Genomic DNA, 20,649 nt, shown 5'->3' with positions numbered 1-20,649 from the left:
GGTTCTATTGGTCCACCGCGACGACGTCCCTGCCGTTGAGCGGCTGGACCGGCCGGCTGTTGCCCGCGTGCGCCGCGCGCAGTGCGGCGAGCTGCCCGCCTCCCAGCTCGATGGGGGTCTCGAGGAGCAGCCAGCGCACGCCTTCCGAGCAGGGCGGAGTGGTCAGGCTGCCGTCGTACGCGAAGTGGTCCAGCGATGCCGGGAACAGTGCAGGCAAGTCCACGACGCCGGCCGCCACCTTCTGCCCACCGGCTGCGGCCGGCACGCCGTCCGTGAACGGCGCCCACGCCGCATTGGTAGCCCCCACCGTGGCGAGGATCCCGACGACGGCCAGCCCGCCGTCATCGGCCTGGTGGACGAAGTGGAACTCGGCATCGTAGCGGGCGCCGTCCAGCGTGTGCTCGGACGGGGCATGGAAGTGCAGCTGCTTGAAGGCGTACTTCTTGCCGCCAACCGTGATGCCCTGGGCCGTGAGGGCGCGCAGTTCGGTGGTGTGGCCGTTGTCGGTGATCTCGCCTTCGGAGGCGGAATAGTCGACGGCGAGGGGCGCCGAGGAAAGGCCCGAACCGCCGCCGACGTCGATGGGGGACTGGGCGGTGCCCGAAGAGCAGGAGCCGAAGTCGGAGCTCAGGGTGCCCCAGTGTTCAGGGCCCTCGGCGCCGTCATAGGACCAGGTATGGGGAGCTGCGGAGGCGGACGTGCTGCAGCCGGTGACAAGTGCCAGCAGCCCCAGGCTGGATCCAACTATCAAAGACTTCCTGGTCATTACTGTGGCGCTGCGCATTTCCATCCTTCGGGTCGTCGTAGGTCCGCACCGGAGAGCCCGGTGCGGACCTACGACGACTACCACGGGGGCCGGTGGCAGGTCTTGTCACAGACGCTACGCGCAGGATGTGACACCGTGGGGGCCGTCACCCAGGCCTTCCGGAAGTCAGGGCCCCTTGGCGGCGCCGGAAGCGTCCGTGTCTTCTGTTGCCCGCTGGGCTTCCGCAGCGGCCGGCACTTCGGCGCCGAAGCTGCCGAGCAGGGTCAGGGAATCGGCCGACGGCGAGTCCGGCTTCGCTGAATACACCCTCAGCACCTGGTCTGAATCGTCGGGAAGCGTCAGGTCTTCGAAGTTCAGTTCCAGGTCCCCGACGACGGGATGGTGCAGCCGAACGCTGCCTGCGGACCCCGTGGCCAGCCGGTGTCCGGCCCACCATTGGCGGAAGCGTTCGCTGTGCACTGCGAGTTCGCCGACGAGTTGATTGGCTTGGGGGTCGTTGGGGTGCCGGCCGATATCCGCGCGCAGGGTCCCGACGGCTTCGGCCGCCACGGTCTCCCAGTCCCGGAAGAGATCGTGGGAGCGCGGATCGAGGAAGATCCAGCGGGTGAGGTTCCGCTCCGCCGCCGGCATAGCCGGGAATTCCGCAAGCAGAAGGAACGCCAGGCGGTTGCCGGCCAGAACATCTGTGCGGCGGCCCAGGATCAGGGCGGGAACGTTGCCCACGGCGTCCAGGAGTTGGCGGAGAGCCGGCCGAACAACCTGTTCCGGAATGGGTGAATGCTGGGACTTCGCGCAGTTCTCCAGAAGGTCGAACATGTGCGCCTGCTCGCCAGGATCCAGGCGCAGGGCCCTCGCCACTGAATCCATCACCGCCCGGGACGGGTGGATGTTCCGGCCTTGTTCGAGCCGGGTGTAGTAGTCGGTGCTCACGTCCGCAAGGCGCGCGATTTCCTCGCGTCGCAGCCCGGGGACGCGCCTGCCACCGGTGGTCGCGGCTATCCCGGCCTGCTCCGGCGTCAGCCGCGACCGCATTGCCTTCAGGAACTTTCCAAACTCCGCGCTCTGACCCATGCCTTCCATTGTCCAAGCCGGCGTCCCCGCTTTCCAGTGACGAAGGTAGGACTGCCAGTCCTAGGAAAAGGAGGGAATGGCATACCTGCTGACACGGCCTGCCGGCGTGCCTAGCGTTGAATGCATAACCCGCCCGTGCAGGGCTGTTCGAGCAAACAACACAACCACGGGAAGAACTGATGATGTCCCAGCCACAGGAAATTACCATCCCCACCGTGACCCTCAACAACGGCGTCCAGATCCCGCAACTTGGCTTCGGCGTATTCCAGGTCCCGCCGGAAGAAACGCAGCGCATCGTCGAGGACGCCCTCGAAGCCGGCTACCGCCACATCGACACTGCCGCGGCGTACCGGAACGAGGCCGGCGTCGGGGCAGCCATTGCCGCTTCGGGCATACCCCGCGGGGAACTCTTCATCACCACCAAGCTGCGCAACGGTGAACAAGGAATGGCCCACCAAGCCTTCCAGAACAGCCGCCAAGCCCTGGGCCTGGACTACCTGGACTTCTACCTGATCCATTGGCCCGTGCCCGCACAGGGACTCTTCACGGAGGCTTGGAAGGCCATGGAAAAGCTGTACGCAAACAACCAGATCCGCGCCATCGGGGTTTCGAACTTCCTGGCTGACCACCTGGACACGCTCCTGCCGGCGGCGGATATTGTCCCGGCCGTCAACCAGATCGAAATCCACCCCGCCTTCCAGCAGCAGGAACTGGCGGCCAAGAACCGCGACCTGGGCATTGCGGTGGAGGCGTACAGCCCGTTGGGGCAGGGCGCCGATCTGGCAGCGGCCAACGTGAAGTCCTTGGCCGCCAAGTACGGTGTCACACCTGCCCAGATTGTGCTCGCGTGGCATCTCAGCCAGGGCACCATCGTCATCCCGAAGTCGGTCCAGGCCGCACGCATGCGGGAAAACCTGGGCGCTGCCGCCGTGTCGCTAACGCCGGCGGAGGTAGCCGAAATCACGGAAATGGAGTCGGGCGCCCGCACCGGCGGGGATCCCGCCGTCGCCGCGCACAGCCAAATGTAGCCAATCCGCGCCAGGGAAGTGCAAACCAAGAGAGCCAGAGCCCCACCGAACAACCGCGCGCACAAGTTCAGTGCCCGCCATAAATGACAAGAAGAGAACCATCGATAATTCGCTGATGATGGCTTGGGTAGTCGTCCACCTCATAAACAACGACAGCCGCAGCGCCTTGCCGGATGCACCCGTTGTGGCACCACGACAGGCCGGACGCGCACGCAGGAGACTGGCCCGCTTCCAGCGGCGGCTGGCCAGTCTCCTGCACGAAGCCGCGTGGGCAATTGAACCTGAACCGCGGACGGCTACTGAGCCCTGACCGTGAGGCAGGCCCACAAAGCCACACGGCACCCGCCAAAACCTGAGGGGCGGGGGCACCGGAGATCCGGTGCCCCCGCCCCTCATCTTTGGGTTGCTCGGAGGCAGGCCCCGGGTTACAGAACCTTCTCGAGGAACGACCTGATGCGCGGGTTGTCGTTGCTTTCGGAGAAGAACTCTTCAGGCGGCAGGTCGGCGGCGATCGTGCCGCCGTCGATGAACACCACGCGGTCGGCCACCTTGCGGGCAAAGCCCATTTCGTGGGTGACCACCACCATGGTCATGCCGTCGGCGGCGAGGCCGGCCATGACGTCCAGGACATCGTGGACCACCTCGGGGTCCAGGGCGCTGGTGGGCTCGTCGAAGAGCATCACCTTGGGGTTCATGGCCACGGCGCGGGCGATGGCGATGCGCTGCTTCTGGCCACCGGAAAGCCGGTTCGGGTAGACGTGGGCCCGGTGGGTCATGTTGACCTTTTCGAGCAGCTCCATGGCCCGCGCTTCCGCGTCTTTTTTGCTGAGCTTCAGCACATCCATCTGCGGAAGCATGACGTTTTTCAGGGCCGTCATGTTGGGGAACAGGTTGAACTGCTGGAACACCATGCCCATGCGGGAGCGCAGGCGGTCCAGGTCCACCTTCGGCGCCAGGAGGTCCTCGCCGTCGAACACCACGTGGCCGGACGTGGGCATCTCGAGGAGGTTCAGGCAGCGCAGGAAGGTGGACTTGCCGCCGCCGCTGGGGCCGATGACGGCGACAACTTCGCCCGGCTCGATGGTGAAATCGATGCCCTTGAGGACGTGGTGGTCACCGTAGGACTTGGTGATCTCTTTCGTTTCCAGGAGTGCCATTAGATGTAAACCGCCATCTTCTTCTCGATTGCGTTTGCGGCCAGGCCGATGATGTTGGTGAGGACGTAGTACACCAGGCCGATGAAGACGTACACGGTCAGTGCATCGAAGGTGCGGGAAATGATGGTCTGGCCCACCAGGAACAGTTCGCTGATGGTCACGAAGGACACCAGGGCGGAGTTCTTGGTCAGGGACACAAACTCGTTGCCGAGCGGCGGGAGCATGCGCAGGAAGGCCTGCGGGATGATCACGTGGCGCAGCGCGGAGGCGGAACTCATGCCGCAGGACCGGGCGGCTTCCATCTGGCCCTTGTCCACGGACTGGATGGCGCCGCGGACGATTTCCGTGACGTACGAGCCGCTGTAGAGGCCCAGGGCCAGGATGCCGGCCACCATCGGCGAGAGCTGGATGCCCAGCTGCGGCAGGCCGAAGTAGATGAAGAACAGCTGGACGATGAACGGCGTTCCACGGACCACGGAGACGTACACCTTGCCGAGCCAGCGGATGGGCCGGATGTGCGAGAGTTTGGCGAAGCCGCCCATCATGCCGAACAGCAGGCTCAGTGCCAATGAAAGGGCAATGATCTGCAGTGTGGTTCCCAGGCCCTGCATGAGCGGGCCCCAGGAATTGGTGATCGAGGCGACGTTGAAGATGCTGCGTTCCTTGGCGGGACCGGTGGCGGTGCTGGTTTCGTCGCCGAACCACTTGGTGGAGGCCTTGGTGAAGTCGCCCGAGTCCTGCATGCCCTTCAGCGCCGTGTTGAACGCCTCGCGGATGTCCGAGTCGGTCTTCTGGAACGCGAACCCGTAGTTCTCGTTCGTCAGGCGGTCGCCGACCTGCTTCAGGCCGCCCTGCTCGTGGATGAAGTACCGGCCGCCGGGCTGCCCCGTGACCACGGCGTCTGCCTGGCCGAGTTTGACGGAGGAGAACATCTGGTCGTTGGTCTGGACCTGCACCAGCTCGGCCTGGGGCTGGTTCTGGCGGAGCCACTCAACGGACTTGGTGCCCACCTGCACGGCAACCTTCTTGCCGGCGAGGTCGGCCAGCGACTTGACGGTGTCGTTGGTCGTGGAAACGAACATGCCCAGGCCGCCGGGGTAGTAGATCTCGGAGAAGTCCACCACCTTGGCGCGCTCGGGGCTGATGTAGATGGCGGAAGCGCCGACGTCGATCTGGTTAGCCTGCAGTGCCGGGACGATGTTGCCGAACGGCATCTGCACGAACTCGACGTTCTTGATGCCAGCCTTGGCAGCGAGGTCCCGCACAACGTCGATGTCGAAACCGATCTTGGTGCCGTTGGCATCGGTGAATTCGAACGGCGGGAAGGAGGCGTCAGTGCCGACCTTGAGGGTGGTCTTGCCGGAGCGCAGGTCTGCCATCTTGCCGGCCGACGGGGTTGCCGGCGTCGTCTCGGCCTGGGCTGCCGGCGCGGCCAGCCCCAGCAACGCGGCAAGGAGGGCGGCCGTCGTGGCAGCCCATCCGAAACGCGAGAATCGGTTCGTCATGTGTGCTCGTTTCTGGGGAGGGGAGGAGGGCTTCCGGCTACGCATGCCGGTGCCCGGATCGCTCTGTGGCGATCGTGTGAATGAGGCGTGCGGCCGTGCGTGCCGTGCGGGAGTCGATGTCGAACCTGGGGTTCAGTTCGACGACGTCAACGACGGCGAGCTTGGGGGAGCGGGCCAGCTGGCGGCACACTTCCAGCACCACGGAGAGCGGAACCCCGTACGACGCCGGTGCGCTGACACCGGGGGCGACGTACGCGGGGAGGACGTCGAGGTCGATCGTCAGGTAGACGACGTCCACGGAATCGATGAAGTCCTGCGTGAACTGCCGGACCTGCTCAGTCCTGGACTCGGTGCATTCCTCGTCCAGGAGGTACTTGACGCCCAGCTCCCGGGCCGTCTGGAACAGGGCCTCGGTGTTACCGGGCTGGCTGATGCCCACCACCGTGTAGCTGAATTGGTGGCCGAGGGCACGCTCGGCCTCGGCCACCTGCCGGAACGGCGTGCCGGAGGACGGGATGGCCTCCGCTCGGAGATCGAAATGCGCGTCCAGGTTGATGATGCCGATCCGGCGCCCATCGGTGACCTGGCTGGCGCGGAGGCCCGTGTAGGTGCCAAAGGCGGTTTCGTGGCCGCCGCCCAGGATGATGGGCAGGTGGCCCGCGTCCAGGGCCTGGCGGACGACCGCGCCGAGGCGCTCCTGGCCGTCCTCGAGGTTTCCGTCCACCACGCTGGTGTCGCCAAGGTCGTGGACCAGGAGTTCCGCCGGTGCCGCCATGGGTGCCAGGGCGGAGCGGATGCTTGCGGGACCGTCGACGGCGCCGACCCGGCCTTTGTTCCGGCGGACACCTTCATCGCTGCGGAACCCAAGGACGGCGATCCCCGTGGTGCCGGCCTGGGCAGTGTTTACTGCGTGGTGCCAGCGCCGGTGTTCGGGGCCGGGGCCGTCGTCGCGGCCCGTCCACGTGTGCTGGGTGGTGGGGTTGGTCATCGGGATCCTTCTCCGTGTCCGAGCGCCAATGCGGCGTCACGGGTGCTTGCTATGAGTTGCTTTTCGCGCCGGACCGCCCGGTCCGCCGGAGCCATGGTGCTGACGGCACCCAAAAGCCGGCCGCCGTCGTCGAACACTGGGAAACTGACGCCCCAGACGCCCGCATCCACCGCCCCGTAGCTGAGGCCGAAGCCGCGGCCCTGGACGAGCTGGAGCTCGTGGTTCAGGTTGTCTGCGTCCTCCGCGCCCAGTCCGAGCCCGGCCACGATCCTGCTCTGCTCCTGGGGGTCCAGGTGCGCGAGCAGGGCCATCGCGCTGGCGCCCTTGAGCAGGGGGAGCGAGCGGCCCGGCGAGTAGCTGCAGCGCAGCATCTGGGGGCCTTCGATGGCATCCACACACAGTGCCTCCGCACCGCGGACCACCAGGTAGGCGGCCAGCTCCTGGGTTTCATCCGAGAGCAGCTGTAGTTGCTCCGAGATGCGGCCCTTGACCATGGCCTCCTGGTGGAAGTTGGCGGCGAGGCGCAGGGTTTCCGGGCCGGCGCTGTACTGGCCGCGGCGCCTGGTCTGCGCCACCAGCCCGGACTGCACCAGCAGCGCCAGGTGCCGGTACACGGCGCTGGCGGGGATGCCCGTTGTTGTGCTGATCTGGGCTGCAGTCAAGGTCCGGTGCCGCGCGAATTCGAGCAGGATGTCGACCGACCGCGAGGCGTTGCCTTCCGCTATCACGGGATGGCTCGGATCTGTATGCATGACACCGACGTTAGTGGCTGGCATCACAGACGGCCTTAAAATGTTCCCATATGGTGGGAATTTATTTTCCGCCGGGTGGGAATGTGCCGGGGAACGCCTGGGGAACGGTCGCGACCTACCGTTAAGCGAAGAATCTGAAAGGAGGTGAGAACAATGGCAGACCACTATGCCTCAGGAACCTGGCAGGTAAAGCAGGGCAGCGAGCAGGAATTCATAGACCGGTGGACCGAGTTCCTTCAGTGGTCCCGGGCGAACTACCCGTCGATCCTGGTGGCGAACCTCATTCGTGACCGACGTGTCCCTGGTCATTATGTTTCGTTCGCGGAGTGGACCGACGAGGCGTCCCGGGACGCGTGGAAGCAGAACCCGGGTTTCATGACCCACTTCGATGCCTGCGTTGCGCTGTGCGAGCACATGAGCGGTGCTGATTTCGACCGGGTAGCGACCGTGTAGGGCATGGACTTTACTACTCGGTGCCCTGCCGTTCTGAGGTTGCCCGGCGCGCGGCGGCGAGCGCCCGCAGCGCACCGAGTTGCTCGAACGCAATGGCAGAGTCGTCCAGCAGGTGCCGGTCAGCCGGACAGCCCGCGCCGGCCAAAGCGGCCTGCAGCCGGCAGCGGGCGGACCAGAAAGGCTGATGGGCCCTTTCGTAGAGGCGCGCCGCGGAGAGGAACCGTTCGCGTGCCCCGCCCGCGTCCGCGTCGGTCAGCGCCAGGGAACCGCGGGCAGACTCGGCCATGGCAGTCCACGCCGAACTTTGGAAGGAGCGCCCGACCCGCTCGGCCGCCTGGGCGAATACGGTTGCGCCCGCCCTGTCGCCGAGCGCAGCGAACGCTTCGGCCGCCATCGGATACAGCAGGGCCGTGCACGTCGGACATTCGCCGTAGCGCGCCGTGGTCGCCGCCGCGGACCGGACTACGCGGACTGCCTCGGCCGGATCGCGGCGCTCCAGCGCGTCCAACGCCGCTGTCGCATAGAGCCGGCCCCAGGCGTGCCGGGCCAAGGGCGACACCACGGCGATCGCCATCCCGTGACGAAGGTACGTCGCCGCCGCGATGCTATCGCCTCGCATTACCGCGAGTTCGGCAAGCCGCTGCCAAGGCAGCGCACCGGAACGGGCATCGAGCTCAGCGTACAATTCAGTGCTGCGCTCCAGGCACCCCGCGGCCTCATCCCAGCGCCCCTGCAACAGGAGTGATTCCCCGAGCAGGCACCAAGCGAACGCCTGAGCGTGGCGCGCACCCCGGTCGATGGCCAGCGCCAGCGTGCCGCGGGCATAGTCTTCGACCGTCTCGCACAGTCCGTCCCCATACAGATGGTATTCACCGATGCAGCAATGGAATTCGAAGATCCTTCCCAGCCGCGGATCCTCGTCGCCCACATCACCCAGCCGCTCGATCTCGGCCTGAAGACCAGGCCGCCATGCTCCGCGCATATGACAGATGATGGCGAGTGTTTCCTGCACCGCGGCGACGTCCTCGCCCGTTCCGTGGACCTCGGCCGCCGCCAGGCTAGCCTCCGCTGCGGATTGTGCTTCGTCGTAGCGCCCCACGGACCACAGCCAGTTCGCGCGCGCCTCCATAATCCGCGCCTTCTCGGCCTCGTCCTTCCTGCCTGCCAGCAGGCCCTCGGCCGCCCGTAAGTGGCTCTCCGCGGCAGCCGCGTCCTGCATCATAAGGTGGGCCTGCGCGGCTTTGCGGTGCAGCCGGGCCGACCGGTGATTGGCGCTGGAACCGCGCAGGCGCGCAATCGCCGCAACGAACGCTGCGATCGCACCCTGAAAATCGCCCGACACCAACCGCAGGCCACCGACCTGCTCCAACAACTCGCTGGCCAGCTCAGGCTCCGACGACAGGCCTGAGCGGATCTGCTCGAACAGCCGTTCCGTGGCAGGGTCCGGCTCGATGCCTAGTTCCCGGTCCAGCGCTGCGCGCAGGCGCTCATGTTCCTGCATCGCCTCGTGTCGCCGGCCCGCCAGAGCGTGCACCCGCATCAACGCGACACCTGCCTCCTCGTGGACGGGGTCAGCTGCAATGACCCGCTTCAGTGCCGATACGGCGCCGTCGAAGTTCGCGCGGGCCTCCAACAAGCGCGCCTGTTCGACCAGCAGAGCGAGGAAATCCGACCGGAGCGACTCCTCCCTGGTTATTGCCCAGTCCTCATATCGGTCCTCGGGCAGGAGATCCCCGTCGTACAGTCGGATCGCAGCCGCATACGCGGCCGGGTCGCCGGTCCGGCGTGCCCGCATAGCCGCAGCCTCGAACGCCTCAACATCCACCCACGTCGACTCGGGGTCCAGCCGGAGCTGCTCACCCGAGATGAGGTACCGGTCCAACGCCGACAGGCTCGGATCCAAGACAAGGCGGGCCTCGTGGACCACCTTGCGAAGCTGACCGCCGGCCGCATCCGGGTCCAACCCGGGCCACAGATAATCCAGCACCTGCTCCCGCTGCAACCGGTGACCCGGTGCCAACGCCAGAAGTTTGACCACGGCCTTGGCCTTACGCAAACGCCATTCGCCATCCGGGATGTCCCGCGAACCCACCGACACGCGGAAGCCGCCAAGCAACCGAATTCGAACCTCGCCCTCGACCAACGCCGTCACGCTTCCAGAATCCCACCACCGCACTGTCAATGACAGGGCTGGCTGCGAGCCCTCGGCGGCGGATCGGGAAAGGACCCGCCTAGCTGCCGAGCCGCTGGTACGAACGACGACGGCGGCACTGAAGCGCCGCCGTCGTACGTTGTGTCCAAGCCCGCCCCCGGCGGCCTAGGTCAGCTTGATCTGGCGGTTCATGTCCTTGTAGAGCAGGTAGCGGAACTCGCCCGGGCCACCCGCGTAGCAGGCCTGCGGGCAGAAGGCGCGCAGCCACATGAAGTCGCCGGCCTCCACCTCAACCCAGTCGTTGTTGAGCAGGTACATGGCCTTACCCTCCAGGACGTACAGGCCGTGCTCCATGACGTGGGTCTCCGGGAACGGGATGACCCCGCCCGGCTGGAACGTCACAATGTTCACCTGCATGTCGTGGGCCAGGTCGCTGGAATCCGTGAAGCGGGTGGTCTTCCAGACGCCGTTGGTGTCCGGCATCGCAGTGGGTTCCACCTCCGCGTCACTGGTGACGAAGGACTTGGCCTCGTAACCCTCCAGCCGCTCGTAGGCCTTGCGGATCCATTGGAAGGAGACGATGTCGTCGGAGACGTTCTCCAGGCCCCAGGTGGCACCGGCGGCCAGGTAGGCGTAGCCGCCTTCCTCCAGCTGGTGCAGTTCGCCGTCGAGGGTCAGGTTGACCTTGCCCTTGGTGACAAAGACAACGCCCTCAACGCCGGGCTCAAACTCGGCCTTGGGGGCACCGCCGCCGGGGCCGATCTCCACGATCAGTTGCGAGAACGTGGTGGCAAACCCGGAGATCGGGCGGGCCAGGATCCAGGAGCGGGTGTTGGAGAAACCCGGCAGGGTGCTGGTCACGATGTCGGTCATAACGCCCTTGGGGATGACCGTGTAGGCCTCCGTGACGATGGCCCGCTCCGTGGTGAGGTGGGTCTGCGGCGGCAGGCCGCCTTGGGGGTAGTAGTACTTGCCCATCATGGGTTCCTTACTTCGAAGTGGAGTGTGCCAGCCGCGGGTGCGCCAGCGCGGTCAGCTGGGAAAGTTCGACGCCGGCGAGCGCCTGGACCTCTTCGGTCCCCACTGCGCCGCACTGGACGCCGCGCAGGGCGAAGGCGGCCAGGGCCCGGGCGGTGGCGGGTTCGTCCATGACCCCGCCTTCGGTGCCGTCTGCGTTGTCTCGTTCCACGTAGGTGCGCAGGCGTGCCGCTGCGGCCGGAAGCCCCTCGCGGTAGAAAGCGTACGTGGCGGCGAAACGGCTGGGCAGCTGGGCGGCGTGCAGGTCCCAGCCCTGGTAGTAGCCACGCTCCAGCGAGCGGCGTACGAGCCGTCCGTGCAGCTTCCAGGCATCTTCGACGGCGTCGCCCACCGGGATGATGTTGGTGGAACCGTCGGAGAGGCGGATGCCCGTGCCGGCGACGGCCAGCTGCATGACTTCCTTGGCGTAGTCCGCCACCGGGTGCTCCATGGACTGGTACTCGGCCGAGATCTGCAGCGAGGCGGAGTAGTCGTACGTGCCGTAGTGCAGGGCGCTGATGCGTCCCGGAACCACGTGCGGCAACTGCGCCACCGGGGAGGTGCCGTCCGGTCCGAGGATCAGCTGCGGCGTCTCCACCTGTACCTCGAAGCGGAGCCGGCCGACGGGAAGCCCGTGGACTTGCTCCAGCCGGGACACGGCGAAGTCCATCGCCTGGACCTGGGCCACGGTGGTGACCTTGGGCAGGGTCAGGATGAGGCCCTCGGGCAGCTCGCCTGCGGAGGCCAGCGTCGAAACGAACAAGTCCAATGTCTTCAGGCCGCGTGCCCGGGTGGGCGCCTCGAAGCATTTGAAGCGGATACCGATGAACGGGGGAGCGCTGCCGGCCGCGACTGCCGCTGCCACCGTGTTGGCGGCCCCAACCGCTGCCAGGTCCTCTGCCTCATCGCCGCGGTCGCCGAAGCCGTCCTCGAAATCGAGGCGCAGGTCCTCGATCGGTTCCGTGTGCAGCTTGGCGCCGACCCGTGCGGCGACGGCGGCAGCGAGCTCCGGCTCCTGGCCCAGCAACGCCCCGAGCTTCTCGAGCCCGCCGTGCGCCTCTGCCGTCGTGAGCGCCTCGGCACCCCAGTCGGCAGCGAACGACGGCGTGAAACGGTCCGCCGGCACGTACACGGTGTGCACGGGCTGGCGAGTGCCGTCGTCGCCCGGGTAATTACGTTCCAGCAGCTGGTCCGTGGCGGCCAGCTGTGTGTCGATGGCGGCAAGGTCCGCCGCGGAGAGCGACGGCGTGGGGGAAACCGCCATGACTCAGCCCACCAGTTCGTAGGCCGGAGTGGTGAGGAAATCCGTGTAGTCCTCGGACAGGCAGATCTCGGCGATCAGCTTGCTGGCCGGCTGGTAGTACAGGCGGAAGGCCTCGTCGCCGAATTCGGTCCGGAGCCGTTCCGTTTCCTCGCCCAGGATCTTTTCGACCAGTTCGCGGGTGACGGTGTTTCCCGTGTCGGCGAGGATGGACTTGTTGCGGATCTGCTGCCATACCTGCGAGCGGGAGATCTCGGCGGTGGCGGCGTCCTCCATGAGGTTGTGGATGGCCACGGCGCCGTTGCCGGAGAGCCAGACGGCGGTATAGGCGACGGCGACATACAGGTTCAGCCGCAGCCCGCCTTCGGTGACCTGGCCGTCAGCCGAGGCGATGTCGATCAGCTGGTCAGCGGTGACCGAAACTTCGGGGCGCTGCTTGTCCAGCTGGTTGGGGCGCTCGCCGAGCGCGGCGTCGAACACCTCGCGGCAGGTGGGGACGAGGTCCGGGTGGGCCACCCAGGAGCCGTCGAACCCGTCGTTGGCCTCACGGGTCTTGTCCGCGCGGACCTTGGCGAAGGCGGCCTCGGTGACCTCGGGGTGCCGGCGGTTGGGGATGACGGCAGCCATGCCGCCCATGGCGAAGGCGCCGCGCTTGTGGCAGGTCTTCACCAGCAGCTCGGTGTAGGCGCGCATAAACGGAGCCGTCATGACCACGGAGGCACGGTCCGGCAGCACAAATTCCTCGCCGGCGTCGCGGAAGTACTTGATGATGCTGAACAGGTAGTCCCAGCGGCCGGCGTTCAGGCCCGAGGCGTGGTCCCGGAGTTCGTAGAGGAACTCGTCCATTTCGAACGCGGCCGGGATGGTTTCGATCAGCATGGTGGCGCGGACGCTGCCCTGCGGGATGCCGAGGAAGTCCTGCGCGAACACGAAGACCTCGTTCCAGAGGCGCGCCTCGAGGTGCGATTCCATCTTGGGCAGGTAGTAGTACGGGCCGTGGCCGTTGAGCAGCAGCTGCTTGGCGGTGTGGAAGAAGTGCAGGCCGAAGTCCACCAGCGCACCCACGGCGGGTTCGCCGTCGATCAGCAGGTGCCTTTCCGGCATGTGCCAGCCGCGCGGACGGGCCACCACAACAGCCAGCGGCGCGTCGGTGCGGAGCGTATATTCCTTGCCTTCGGGCGAGGTGTAGGCCAAGGTGCCGGTTGCGGCGTCGCGCAGGTTCAGGATGGCGTCGATGACGTTGGCCCAGGTGGGCGTGCTGGCGTCCTCGAGGTCCGCCAGCCACACCTTGGCGCCGGAGTTCAGGGCGTTGATGGCCATTTTGGCCGGGGTGGCCGGGCCGGTCATCTCGACGCGGCGGTCCTGCAGCGCGGCGGGCGCCTCGGCGACCTTCCAGTCGCCGTCGCGGATTTCCCGGGTCTCCGGGAGGAAGTCCAGGCGGCTGGTGCGGGCGACGCCGTCGCGCTTGGCCTGGCGGGCCTCGAGCAGCTCGTTGCGCGTGCCGGCGAAGCGCCGGTGCAGTTCCTCGACGAAGGCCAGGGCCTTGGGGGTGAGGATCTCTTCGGCACGGGCGACCGGCTGGCGGTCAGTAACAGTGATAGCCATATTCGTAAGTCCTTTTCTAGAGAGCGCGGGCGGCGTTTGAGTGCGCAGCTGCCGCTACCGCTGCGGCCACATCGGCGGCGACATGAGGATCGAAGACGCTGGGGATAATGTAGCTCGCGTTGAGCTCGTCGTCAGCTACCCGGTTGGCAATGGCGTCTGCGGCGGCCACCAGCATCTCCGGCGTGATGTCGCTCGCGCCGGCGTCGAGCAGGCCCCGGAAGAAGCCCGGGAAGGCCAGCACGTTGTTGATCTGGTTGGGGAAATCGCTGCGGCCCGTGGCCACCACAGCGGCGTGCTTGGACGCAATGACAGGGTCGATCTCCGGGGTCGGGTTGGCCATGGCGAAGACGATCGCATTCTCAGCCATAGCGGCGACCTGCTCTTCGCCGATCACGTGCGGAGCGCTGACACCGATGAAGACGTCGGCCCCGGCCATGGCTTCGTGCAAGGTTCCGGAGAAGCCTTCCTCGTTGGTGTTCGCGGCAATCCAGGCGCGGTGCTCGTCGTCGTACTGCTCGCCCGAGTGGATGGCTCCGGAGCGGCCGGCGGCAACGATGTGCTGGGCGCCCTGGGCCTTGAGGAGCTGGATGATGGCCGAGCCGGCGGCGCCGACGCCCGAGACAACAATGCGGACCTCGGAGAGCTTCTTGTCCACCACCCGCAGGGCGTTGTGGAGAGCTGCCAGGGTGACGATGGCAGTGCCGTGCTGGTCGTCATGGAAGACGGGGATGTCGAGTTCATCGCGCAGGCGCTTCTCAATTTCAAAGCAGCGCGGTGCTGCGATGTCCTCAAGGTTGATGCCGCCGTAGACGGGGGCCATGGCCTTGGCGATCATGATGATTTCCTCGGTGTCCTGGGTGTCCAGGCAGACCGGCCAGGCGTCAACGTTGGCGAACTGCTTGAACAGGGCGGCCTTGCCTTCCATAACGGGCAGGGCCGCGGCCGGGCCAATGTTGCCCAGGCCCAGGACGGCCGAACCGTCGGTGAGGACGGCGATGGTGTTGCGCTTGACGGTCAGGTTGCGGGCGGCCGACGGGTCCTCCGCGATGGCGAGGCAGACGCGGGCGACGCCGGGCGTGTAGGCGCGGGACAGATCGTCGCGGTTGCGCAGGGCTACCTTGGGGACCACCTCGAGCTTCCCGCCGAGGTGCATGAGGAAGGTGCGGTCCGAGACGTGCTGGACCGTGACGCCGTCGAGCGCGTTCAGGGCGTCCTTGACGCGGGCGGCGTGGTCGTCGTCGGTGGTGTTGCAGGTGACGTCCACAACCAGGGTGTCGTGGTGGGATTCCGTGACGTCAAGCGCCGTGATGGCTGCGCCGGCCGCGCCGACGGCGGCAACGAGCTCACTCGTGGCGGTGAAGCTCGACGGCGCCGCGACGCGCAGGGTGATCGAATTTCCGGGGCTCGGGTTCGCCATTGAATTTCCTCCTCGTTGGGTCCGTTCCCGGACCGCTCGTGCAACCGAATGTTTTCGTATTATGGATATTATTATCTGCAAAGTGGAAATGCAACCCCCTGGCGGTCATGTTGGGGGACATCGCCCGGGGCCTGGTTGTGCTGTATGTTGAGTGTTCTAAGCAACTCTTTTCACGATGTGGATAAGAGATGTCAGAATCTGAGCCATAGGAGACAACGGAATGGCTGAAAAAGCCTCCGGAGGCGTGCAGTCCGTCGAGCGCGTCTTCGAACTGCTGGAACTCATCACAGACGCGGGCGGTGACGTGACGCTCAGCGAGCTCTCCTCCTCCACGGATCTGCCCCTGCCCACCATCCACCGCCTGCTGCGCACTTTGGTCTCGCTTGGCTACATCCGCCAGCTGCCCAACCGCCGTTACGCACTGGGTCCCCGGCTGATCCGGCTTGGCGAAGCCGCCAGCAAGCAGCTTGGAGCCGTGGCCCGCCCGCAGCTGAAGAACCTCGTGGACCGCCTCGGCGAAACCTCCAACATGGCCGTGCTGGACTCGGACATGGTCATCTACGTGGCCCAGGTGCCGTCCATGCACTCCATGCGCATGTTCACCGAGGTGGGCCGCCGCGCCCACACGCACGACACCGGCGTTGGCAAGGCGATCCTGGCCCAGCTCGACGACGAGGTGGTGCGCGGCATCGTGGCCCGCACCGGCATGCCCACCCCCACGGCCAAGAGCATCGGCGACATTGAAGCCCTCCTTGCCGATCTCAAGCTGATCCGTGAACGCGGCTACTCCATTGACGAGGAAGAGCAGGAGCTCGGCGTGCGCTGCTTCGCGATGGCCGTGCCCAACGCACCCACGCCTGCCGCCATCTCGGTGTCGGGGCCGATCAGCCGCGTGGACCAGAGCTTCGCCGACCGTGCCGTGCCGCTGCTGCGCCAGGCCGCGATGGCGATCTCGGCGGAGCTCAACCAGAACTGACGCTTCCACCCAAAATAGCGCGACCCACAACAGCGCGCTCATAGCGCGAACGGACACTTGAGGCCCTGGAATCTGCGGATTCCGGGGCCTCAAGTGTCCGTTCGGCCGGGAGATGGTTGGTGGGGAGGTTGGTTTGCCTAGTGGTCAGACTTCGACGACGACTCCACCGGGACTTCCTTGCCCTCTGCGTCGATGAGCTTGCCGCCCTCGTAACGGTCGCCGTCGGCCAGGCATTTCAGGTCAGCCTCGGTGACCACCCGCGCGGTGCCGGCCACAAACACTGACTGGTTGTCCGAGTTTCCGGCCTTGAGGTGGTTGAAGAGCAGGTTCAGCAGGATGGCCATGACGGCGGCCGAGCTGATGCCCGAGTGGAAGATCGTGGAGAACCAGGACGGGAACTGGTCGTAGAACTTCGGGGCCGCAATCGGGATCATGCCAAAGCCGATGGATGCGGCCACGATGACCAGGTTCATGTTGTTTTTGTACTCCACCTTGGCGAGCGTGCGGATGCCGCTGGCGGCCACCGTTCCAAAGAGTACGACGCCGGCGCCGCCCAGGACGGGTGTCGGAACCGCTGCGACCACCCGGCCGAGGATGGGCAGCAGGCCCAGAATCACCAGGATGAGCCCGCCGGCACTCACCACGAAGCGGCTCTTTATGCCCGTGATCGCCACGAGGCCCACGTTCTGGGCGAAGGCGCTCTGGGTGAAGGAGTTGAACAGGGGCGAGATGGCGCTTGACAGCATGTCTGCACGCAGGCCGTCGCCGATGCGGCGTGAGTCCACCTTGGTGTCCACGATCTCGCCGACGGCGATGATGTCCGCCGAGGTCTCGGTGAGAGTCACCAGAATGACAATCAGCATCGAAATGATCGCCGCAATCTCAAAGGTCGGCAGGCCAAAGGCGAACGGCGTGGGGAAAGCGACAACGTCGCCCTGGCCCACTTTGGAGAAATCCGCCATGCCCGTGAACAGTGCGATCACGGTGCCGATCACCATGGCGAGCAGGATGGATAGGCGGGAGATGGCGGCGTTACCCACCTTGCTCAGCAGCAGGACGATGCCCATGGTGGCTGCGGCGAGGCCGATGTTGGCCACGCTCCCATAGTTCTCGGCCTTGGCGTTGCCGCCCATGGCCCAGTTGGCGGCGACCGGCATCAGCGTCAGGCCGATCGTGGTGATGACGGTGCCGGTGACCACGGGCGGGAAGAACTTGATGATTCTGGAGAAGAGCGGCGTGATGGCCAGGCCGATCAGGGACGCCACAATGACCGAGCCGAAGACGGCCTGGATGCCGCCGCCGCCCTGCACGATCGCCACCATGGTGGAGACTCCGGCGAACGAGACACCCTGTACCAGCGGCAGTTGCGATCCGAAGAACGGGATGCCGACGGTCTGGAGGATGGTGGCGAGGCCGCCGACAAACAGGCAGGCCGCGATGAGCAGGCCGATGTCCGTGGCGGACATGCCGGCCGCCGCTCCGATGATGAGCGGCGGGGCGATGATGCCGCCATACATGGTCAAAACGTGCTGGAAGCCGTACGCGAACGTGCTTCCGATGGAGAGGCGCTTGTCCTCGGGGCGGGCTTCCGCTGGGCGGGATTTCTTCTTGCTGTTCATGGCAGACTTTCTTGGTTCATGGCAGACGCCTTCGTCTGGCTAACAATGTCTGGCTAACAATTTGGAGCTTTGGGGCCGGTGGATTTCGACAAGCTCAATCACCGGAGACGGGCCCAACCACCGGGGTTGGTCCGGTGGTCGAGCCCGTCGAGACCCGGTGGCAGATCAGCAGAAGCCGGCGATGCCGTTCCAGGCGGCGGGGGCGGAGCCTGAGTTTTCGCGCTGGACCGTGGCCTCGATCAGGCCGTAGGGGCGGTCCGCGGCGAAGAAGACCTCGTTGGGGTTGTCGAGCCCGAACGGGCTGAGGTCAACCAGGAAGTGGTGCTTGTTGGGCATCGAGAACTTGATCTCGTCCACTTCGCCGTGTGCTTCCAGGACCTTCTTGCCCATGTCGAACAGGGTCTGCTGCAGGGCGTGGGAGTAGTTCTCCGTGAAGCCCTCGAGCAGCAGGGCCTTGATGTCCTCGTAGCTCTTGTTGAAGTCCGTGGCCGTGTGGTCCAGGCCCGTGCTGTAGCGCCAGCGGGCGGAAACATCCGTGGCCAGGATGCGGTCCGTGGTCTCGGGCAGGGTGGTGTAATTGTCTCGCGGGTAGCCCACAAAGCCGGACTGGGTGGTCTTCAGGACGGTCAGGTCCTTGAGCCCGGAGATCAGGTGCGTGGTGTTGCCGTCCCGGACCACGACGGCGGTACGGACTTCCTGCCCGTTCCGGACAAAGCTGTGGTCGTGTTCGGAGCCGTGCGACTGGATGCGGTCCCAGGTGTAGGACTCGGCTTCCCAGCGGCCGCCCGTAACCCAGTCGAAGCCTGACGTGAAGTGCTCGCTGAGGCGAAGAAGGAAGGCTTCGGGGGAGCCAACGCCCGCCCTGGCGAAGGCGTAGATGGTGTTCTTCTGGGTGTCCGTGGCGACGACGTGGGCGTTGTCGCCTTTGAGGTGCGCAGCCTCGAAATCGCCGCGCAGCTGCGAGGTGACGTTCAGGTCTTCGATCTGGTGGCGGTCGGTGTCGCGGGTGACTTTGACGACGCGGACTTCTGCCTTGCCGTACTGGTTGTCGCCGAGGACGATTTTGTTGCTCATGGTCATATCCCAACTTCTACGAGGTGGAACCTTCAAGGTCCACCAACGAAATTAAGCGCGTATTTCCAACGCGTTTCTGGTGGAGCCGACCCAACAAAAAAGAGCCGGCATCCATTGATGCCAGCTCATTACGACCCTGCCTGCTGCTCCCAGGTTACGTGACCTGCGCCACGAAGTGAAAAAAGCGTAGCCCACTCTTGCCAGTGGTGTACATCACTTCCCGGGGATTGTTATGTACTTTCCGATTGTGACCGGCCGGGGTGCGTCCCTGCGGCCGAGGTCTTGACGCCGATCCCAGACCCTCATAGAATTTCCACATAACAATAAAAGTTTTCCGAAGTACGGAAAAGCTAAGCAGCAAGAACGAGGAGGAACAGATGGACCCGAAGGATAAGAACAACGTCGTGGATTTCCCGGCACCCGGCCAGGAGCTGTACCTGCCGTTCGGCGCCACCGATCCCGACTTCTACATTCCGGCCGACTGTGACCGTGCAGGCGGGTTCTCCCGCTGGATGCGCGCGCTCCCGGTATTCGGCCGGCAGCGTCCCTAAGAGTCCATCCCCAGCAGCCCCCTCTCCTCGCAAGCTCGGACAGGGAACCCTGCAGCTGTGGGCCCTGTTCAGGGCGGACTCTGCGCAACAGAGCCAACGGGCGGGTGGCACCTGGGGAGGTGCCGCCCGCTTTTGCGTGCCTGGCCGTTCACGAGCCTCCGTGCCTGCGCCGATTCGATGGTTCCCTGCGCACTCGATGGTTCGAACCGTCGTGTGCGCAGGGAACCGTCGATCCGGCGTTATCCACATAGGACGAACTCCGGCTGTCGTCGGCTGGTGGTGCCGTCCGAGGCTTGACCCATGACGAACAACGCGCAGTTGACGATGCCGACGGGTGGCATGCTGCCCACCGGAATGGACCTGTGGCGGACCGGCGAGCTGCAGGAATCCGGGCTCAACGCCCGCAAAGTATCGGCTTTGGTGCGGGCCGGCGACTTGGTCAGGCTCCGCCGAGGTTGTTACATCCGCGGCAGCACATGGGCGGCCCAAAAACCTTGGGTGCGCAGCCGGCAACTGATCGCCGCGCACGCTCACGGAACGCTCACGACGTCGGGCGGCGGCTTCGTCTACAGCCACACCTCGGCTGCCCGCCTCCACCGGCTGTACCTGTGGGACGTTGACGATTATGTGCACATCACCCAGGAGTCGGCTCCTTCGCGCACTTCCCATGGCCGTGACGTAGTTACCCATACCAGGTCGCTGCAGACAGCGGACATTGTCTTTGTGGACGGCATGCCCTGCACCTCGCTGGAGCGCACCGTGGTGGATTGCTGCCTCATGCTGACCTACAGGCAGGCCTTGGTGTTGATTGATCATGCCCTCAGGATGGGTGCTGACCTGGAGAAAATCCGTCGGATGAGTGCTTCGTTGGCGGGACGCAATGGCGTACGAACGTTGCGTCGAGCCATTGAGAACGCCGACGCGCGGTCGGAGTCACCGGGCGAGACCTTGACGCGGGAGTTGATTCACCGGCTCTGCATTGAACCGCCCGAGCTGCAGGTGGTCGCATGGTCGGCGGACGGCCAGTACCGGCTGGACTTCGACGGCAGGGTGAAGTACTTCGACTACGAGCCCACCGATGAGGTCATCTACAAGGAGCGGCAACGTGAAAAGGCGCTGACCGAGGAGGGGTGGACGTTCATCCGGATCAAGTGGCAAGACCTGTTCCAGGAGCACGAGTTCAAGATGCGTGTCCTGCGGGCCCTCCGAAATGTAAGTTAGCCGGCACCGTTTCGATGGTTCCCTGCGCACCCGATG

At 65.7% G+C, this 20,649-nt stretch carries 18 protein-coding genes; 5 read left to right on the top strand and 13 right to left on the bottom strand.

Annotated features, from left to right (window positions below; all coding sequences use genetic code 11):
- Window positions 1-4 precede the first annotated feature (4 nt).
- Window positions 5-784, bottom strand: coding sequence for a carbonic anhydrase (locus NG701_RS13910; protein ID WP_252568399.1), 780 nt, complete (start codon window positions 782-784; stop codon window positions 5-7).
- 147 nt (window positions 785-931) lie between these two features.
- Entirely contained in the window at window positions 932-1,837 is a 906-nt protein-coding gene (locus NG701_RS13905) for a helix-turn-helix transcriptional regulator (RefSeq protein WP_252568398.1), read from the bottom strand.
- Window positions 1,838-2,019: 182 nt separating this feature from the next.
- Here NG701_RS13905 and NG701_RS13900 point away from each other — a divergent pair, with 182 nt between their 5' ends.
- Complete coding sequence (locus tag NG701_RS13900) at window positions 2,020-2,865, top strand: aldo/keto reductase (protein WP_252568684.1); 846 nt, start codon at window positions 2,020-2,022, stop codon at window positions 2,863-2,865.
- A gap of 425 nt (window positions 2,866-3,290) precedes the next feature.
- Here NG701_RS13900 and NG701_RS13895 read toward each other — a convergent pair whose 3' ends face one another.
- From NG701_RS13895 to NG701_RS13880, 4 genes are read right to left on the bottom strand one after another with little or no spacing between them, the layout of a single operon-like run.
- On the bottom strand, window positions 3,291-4,022 hold the full coding sequence (locus NG701_RS13895) for an amino acid ABC transporter ATP-binding protein (protein ID WP_252568397.1): 732 nt from the start codon (window positions 4,020-4,022) through the stop codon (window positions 3,291-3,293).
- Window positions 4,022-5,527 carry an ABC transporter substrate-binding protein/permease gene (locus tag NG701_RS13890; RefSeq protein WP_252568396.1) on the bottom strand — a complete coding sequence of 502 codons (1,506 nt, stop codon included), beginning with the start codon at window positions 5,525-5,527 and terminating at the stop codon, window positions 4,022-4,024. The genes NG701_RS13895 and NG701_RS13890 overlap by 1 nt, the downstream gene beginning before the upstream one ends.
- A gap of 37 nt (window positions 5,528-5,564) precedes the next feature.
- On the bottom strand, window positions 5,565-6,515 hold the full coding sequence (hutG, locus tag NG701_RS13885; protein ID WP_252568395.1) for a formimidoylglutamase: 951 nt from the start codon (window positions 6,513-6,515) through the stop codon (window positions 5,565-5,567).
- Window positions 6,512-7,267, bottom strand: a complete 756-nt coding sequence (locus NG701_RS13880; protein ID WP_252568394.1) for an IclR family transcriptional regulator — start codon at window positions 7,265-7,267, stop codon at window positions 6,512-6,514. The genes hutG and NG701_RS13880 overlap by 4 nt, the downstream gene beginning before the upstream one ends.
- Window positions 7,268-7,420: 153 nt before the next feature.
- On the opposite strand from NG701_RS13880, the gene NG701_RS13875 reads away from it, so the two are divergent.
- Window positions 7,421-7,720, top strand: a complete 300-nt coding sequence (locus NG701_RS13875; RefSeq protein WP_252568393.1) for an antibiotic biosynthesis monooxygenase family protein — start codon at window positions 7,421-7,423, stop codon at window positions 7,718-7,720.
- Between the two features lie 13 nt (window positions 7,721-7,733).
- On the opposite strand, the gene NG701_RS13870 is transcribed toward NG701_RS13875, so the two are convergent.
- From NG701_RS13870 to NG701_RS13850, 5 genes are all read right to left on the bottom strand, one after another.
- The gene (locus tag NG701_RS13870; protein WP_252568392.1) at window positions 7,734-9,872 is read right to left on the bottom strand and encodes an AfsR/SARP family transcriptional regulator; all 2,139 of its coding nucleotides are present in this window, start codon (window positions 9,870-9,872) and stop codon (window positions 7,734-7,736) included.
- A gap of 165 nt (window positions 9,873-10,037) precedes the next feature.
- Window positions 10,038-10,850 (bottom strand): bifunctional allantoicase/(S)-ureidoglycine aminohydrolase, encoded by an 813-nt coding sequence (locus NG701_RS13865; protein ID WP_252568683.1) that lies wholly within the window; start codon window positions 10,848-10,850, stop codon window positions 10,038-10,040.
- A 10-nt stretch (window positions 10,851-10,860) separates the two neighbouring features.
- On the bottom strand, window positions 10,861-12,153 hold the full coding sequence (locus NG701_RS13860; RefSeq protein ID WP_252568391.1) for a DUF6986 family protein: 1,293 nt from the start codon (window positions 12,151-12,153) through the stop codon (window positions 10,861-10,863).
- A gap of 3 nt (window positions 12,154-12,156) precedes the next feature.
- The gene (aceB, locus tag NG701_RS13855; protein WP_252568390.1) at window positions 12,157-13,755 is read right to left on the bottom strand and encodes a malate synthase A; all 1,599 of its coding nucleotides are present in this window, start codon (window positions 13,753-13,755) and stop codon (window positions 12,157-12,159) included.
- A gap of 16 nt (window positions 13,756-13,771) precedes the next feature.
- Complete coding sequence (locus NG701_RS13850; RefSeq protein ID WP_252568389.1) at window positions 13,772-15,172, bottom strand: NAD-dependent malic enzyme; 1,401 nt, start codon at window positions 15,170-15,172, stop codon at window positions 13,772-13,774.
- 220 nt (window positions 15,173-15,392) lie between these two features.
- Between NG701_RS13850 and NG701_RS13845 the strand changes: the two genes are divergently transcribed.
- Window positions 15,393-16,148 (top strand): IclR family transcriptional regulator, encoded by a 756-nt coding sequence (locus NG701_RS13845; RefSeq protein WP_252568388.1) that lies wholly within the window; start codon window positions 15,393-15,395, stop codon window positions 16,146-16,148.
- Between the two features lie 137 nt (window positions 16,149-16,285).
- On the opposite strand, the gene NG701_RS13840 is transcribed toward NG701_RS13845, so the two are convergent.
- Together NG701_RS13840 and pucL are read right to left on the bottom strand one after the other, a co-directional pair.
- A complete protein-coding gene (locus NG701_RS13840) occupies window positions 16,286-17,767 on the bottom strand; it encodes a nucleobase:cation symporter-2 family protein (RefSeq protein WP_252568387.1) in 1,482 nt (493 codons plus the stop codon).
- Between the two features lie 165 nt (window positions 17,768-17,932).
- Window positions 17,933-18,847, bottom strand: coding sequence for a factor-independent urate hydroxylase (gene pucL / locus NG701_RS13835; protein ID WP_252568386.1), 915 nt, complete (start codon window positions 18,845-18,847; stop codon window positions 17,933-17,935).
- Window positions 18,848-19,218: 371 nt separating this feature from the next.
- On the opposite strand from pucL, the gene NG701_RS13830 reads away from it, so the two are divergent.
- Together NG701_RS13830 and NG701_RS13825 are read left to right on the top strand one after the other, a co-directional pair.
- Entirely contained in the window at window positions 19,219-19,392 is a 174-nt protein-coding gene (locus NG701_RS13830; RefSeq protein ID WP_252568385.1) for a hypothetical protein, read from the top strand.
- 300 nt (window positions 19,393-19,692) lie between these two features.
- Window positions 19,693-20,613, top strand: coding sequence for a type IV toxin-antitoxin system AbiEi family antitoxin domain-containing protein (locus NG701_RS13825; protein WP_252568384.1), 921 nt, complete (start codon window positions 19,693-19,695; stop codon window positions 20,611-20,613).
- The last annotated feature ends 36 nt before the right edge of the window (window positions 20,614-20,649 follow it).

The sequence above is a fragment of the Pseudarthrobacter cellobiosi genome (genome assembly GCF_023913815.1).
GTDB classification, from domain to species: domain Bacteria; phylum Actinomycetota; class Actinomycetes; order Actinomycetales; family Micrococcaceae; genus Arthrobacter; species Arthrobacter cellobiosi.
The sequence above is the reverse complement of the archived record's forward strand: the minus strand, read 5'-3'. Positions and strand labels throughout refer to the sequence as shown.

What these genes read in the sequence shown, in the direction of transcription:
- NG701_RS13900 (WP_252568684.1), top strand. Translation starts at nt 2,020, where the DNA reads ATGTCCCAGCCACAGGAAATTACCATCCCCACCGTGACCCTCAACAAC.
- NG701_RS13875 (WP_252568393.1), top strand. Translation starts at nt 7,421, where the DNA reads ATGGCAGACCACTATGCCTCAGGAACCTGGCAGGTAAAGCAGGGCAGC.
- NG701_RS13865 (WP_252568683.1), bottom strand. Translation starts at nt 10,850, where the DNA reads ATGGGCAAGTACTACTACCCCCAAGGCGGCCTGCCGCCGCAGACCCAC.
- NG701_RS13890 (WP_252568396.1), bottom strand. Translation starts at nt 5,527, where the DNA reads ATGACGAACCGATTCTCGCGTTTCGGATGGGCTGCCACGACGGCCGCC.
- NG701_RS13850 (WP_252568389.1), bottom strand. Translation starts at nt 15,172, where the DNA reads ATGGCGAACCCGAGCCCCGGAAATTCGATCACCCTGCGCGTCGCGGCG.
- hutG (WP_252568395.1), bottom strand. Translation starts at nt 6,515, where the DNA reads ATGACCAACCCCACCACCCAGCACACGTGGACGGGCCGCGACGACGGC.
- NG701_RS13880 (WP_252568394.1), bottom strand. Translation starts at nt 7,267, where the DNA reads ATGCATACAGATCCGAGCCATCCCGTGATAGCGGAAGGCAACGCCTCG.
- NG701_RS13840 (WP_252568387.1), bottom strand. Translation starts at nt 17,767, where the DNA reads ATGAACAGCAAGAAGAAATCCCGCCCAGCGGAAGCCCGCCCCGAGGAC.
- NG701_RS13845 (WP_252568388.1), top strand. Translation starts at nt 15,393, where the DNA reads ATGGCTGAAAAAGCCTCCGGAGGCGTGCAGTCCGTCGAGCGCGTCTTC.
- NG701_RS13860 (WP_252568391.1), bottom strand. Translation starts at nt 12,153, where the DNA reads ATGGCGGTTTCCCCCACGCCGTCGCTCTCCGCGGCGGACCTTGCCGCC.
- NG701_RS13825 (WP_252568384.1), top strand. Translation starts at nt 19,693, where the DNA reads ATGACGAACAACGCGCAGTTGACGATGCCGACGGGTGGCATGCTGCCC.
- NG701_RS13905 (WP_252568398.1), bottom strand. Translation starts at nt 1,837, where the DNA reads ATGGGTCAGAGCGCGGAGTTTGGAAAGTTCCTGAAGGCAATGCGGTCG.
- NG701_RS13910 (WP_252568399.1), bottom strand. Translation starts at nt 784, where the DNA reads ATGCGCAGCGCCACAGTAATGACCAGGAAGTCTTTGATAGTTGGATCC.
- pucL (WP_252568386.1), bottom strand. Translation starts at nt 18,847, where the DNA reads ATGACCATGAGCAACAAAATCGTCCTCGGCGACAACCAGTACGGCAAG.
- aceB (WP_252568390.1), bottom strand. Translation starts at nt 13,755, where the DNA reads ATGGCTATCACTGTTACTGACCGCCAGCCGGTCGCCCGTGCCGAAGAG.
- NG701_RS13895 (WP_252568397.1), bottom strand. Translation starts at nt 4,022, where the DNA reads ATGGCACTCCTGGAAACGAAAGAGATCACCAAGTCCTACGGTGACCAC.
- NG701_RS13830 (WP_252568385.1), top strand. Translation starts at nt 19,219, where the DNA reads ATGGACCCGAAGGATAAGAACAACGTCGTGGATTTCCCGGCACCCGGC.